Source organism: Peribacillus sp. P4_D6, from assembly GCF_056401795.1.
Genome location: NZ_JBFUIQ010000343.1, coordinates 1 through 1,203 on the forward strand (window position 1 = coordinate 1; position 1,203 = coordinate 1,203).

Below are 1,203 nucleotides of genomic sequence, written 5' to 3' on the forward strand. Positions count from 1 at the left end.
GGTTAAAACCGTATTGGTTATGAGTAACGAATCCCTAATTGCTTCATGCAGCGTTTTGGCACTGACGGTAACATTTTTATATTTTAGTTGAGCCTGATTTTCCTGAACACTATTTCCTGGAGGCACCAGAATTTGCTGTGTCAACATGATTTCGTCCTTCTTTTTGCTTTTATCGATTCCCATTCCCACCACGAGCGATAATTCTTCAATATTTTCACTGTCCCAACAGCCAGCCAGTAATGGAATAAGCAAGATTAACCATAATCTTTTCATCCGCTTCTTCTGCTCCTTTTCACTTGAACGATTGCAAAAGTAATAATTGGCAAGCCAAACAATATAAAGGGAAATATATATCCCAGCAAGTCGCTCATTTTAAAGATCTCGATTGTATTTTTCGGAATTTTGGCCAGAAAAAAAATAACAGGAACCAATACAATGAGGTTCGTTGAATAGGAATTATTAAAAATTTTCATAAGCCCTTCTGCTGCGAAGTAGTAGTAAATCGCATGAGTACAAAAAAACTGCAAAATCCAGGTTATTAAGAGAAATAGCTCCATACGTTCTAAAAATATCCCTGTTACTTCAAAGGACTGAATAAAAGAAATGGTTGGCCAAGTAACTGCCATGACCTCCGGGACAGTCAGCGTAGCCACTACCAGAACATATGTAATTACATATAAAATCAGCGGTATGAAAAAACCGATTAAAACGCCTCTTCGTATCTTGTTTTCATTTTTAACGACGCCAAACAAAAAAATGAAAAGTTCAATCCCAAAAAAAGACAAAGTCCCGGAACCCATTCCTTTCATGACAGGGAGAAACCCTTTCGCAAGAACAGGCTGCATATTTTTAAGATCGACTACCCTAAGACTAAACAAGTAAATGAGCAACACAATGACAATTGTCAGTGGGAGAAAAAAGATGCAGACCTTTGCTATGGCTTTAATTTGACCTGTCAATAGATGGGCACTTGCTAAAATCATGGAAAGTATCACGATCTCAACCGGGGTTTCCTCCAACAAATAAAAACGGACCATTTCACTCATCGCAAGAACTTCAAAGCTGGCCACGCCTATAAAGTACACCACCATGACCAACCCAATAAGTTTGGAGAGCCACTTACCATAGGCCTCCTCCATGTAAGAGTAATAGCCTTTAACCTTATGTTTTTTTAACAGTACAACCAATAAGCATATGAAAAGG

General features: G+C 38.2%; 2 protein-coding genes. Both read right to left on the reverse strand.

Annotation, left to right across the window (positions count from 1 at the left end; translation table 11 throughout):
* A partial coding sequence (locus tag AC1DVB_RS27415) for a Ger(x)C family spore germination protein (protein ID WP_477591982.1) occupies positions 1-273 on the reverse strand: 273 nt, incomplete at its 3' end.
* Positions 270-1,203, reverse strand: a 934-nt coding sequence (locus AC1DVB_RS27420; RefSeq protein WP_477591984.1) for a GerAB/ArcD/ProY family transporter, incomplete at its 5' end; no start/stop codon positions are given. The genes AC1DVB_RS27420 and AC1DVB_RS27415, both read right to left, overlap by 4 nt.